Here is a 604-nt window from a genome sequence, read left to right as displayed (position 1 = left end):
GGAATAGATTGATAAACCTTATCAAAGCGGGATAAATGCCTGTTCTGACAAGGTACTATGAATTATTCAGGTTAATATTTGTATAGTTTTAACACATCATTTCGAAATTTGTTCACAATTAATCAAAGTACATAAATTTGAACATTTCATCATCAGAGGCGCATTGCTGGATTTGTTGACATTAAGAATTTACGATTTTGAATTCTCTAATTTATATTTCTAAAGTGTATCCAGTTTCACTAGTGTTGCATAAAACTTAGAATAAATAGGTTTTATAGGTTGTTACTTTTATCACAAGTAGTTTTCGTTAAAATTTCCAAAAAAGTCAATTGCTGGCGCAAGGGATGACTTTTTCCAGAAATTTTTAGGGTTATTCAGTTGTGGATTAGTCTTTTTGTACTCTCTTTCACTTAACCAGGTGCGAACGATTCTTTGAAATACGCAAATGGTTCATACTGTAACGCTCTGATTTGTCTCAAAATAGTGAAGAGGGTTGATTTCAACCTTAATTCTAGTTTCATCAGTAACGTCAATAACTCAAGTTTTGCAGTTAAAAAATAGCCTTTGACCCTTGGTGTCATTGACTTGGTACCGATTATTATGC

Annotated in this window: 1 protein-coding gene; it reads right to left on the bottom strand. The window is 32.3% G+C overall.

All coding sequences use genetic code 11. The features are described from left to right. Positions 1-410: 410 nt before the first annotated feature. Positions 411-604, bottom strand: a 194-nt coding sequence (locus ABFX15_RS07835; protein WP_346024906.1) for a hypothetical protein, incomplete at its 5' end; no start/stop codon positions are given.

Source organism: Alkalibacterium indicireducens (assembly GCF_039522005.1).
Taxonomy (GTDB): Bacteria; Bacillota; Bacilli; order Lactobacillales; family Carnobacteriaceae_A; genus Alkalibacterium; species Alkalibacterium indicireducens.
Note: the sequence above shows the minus strand (reverse complement) of the source record. Positions and strands in the feature narration are given on the sequence as shown.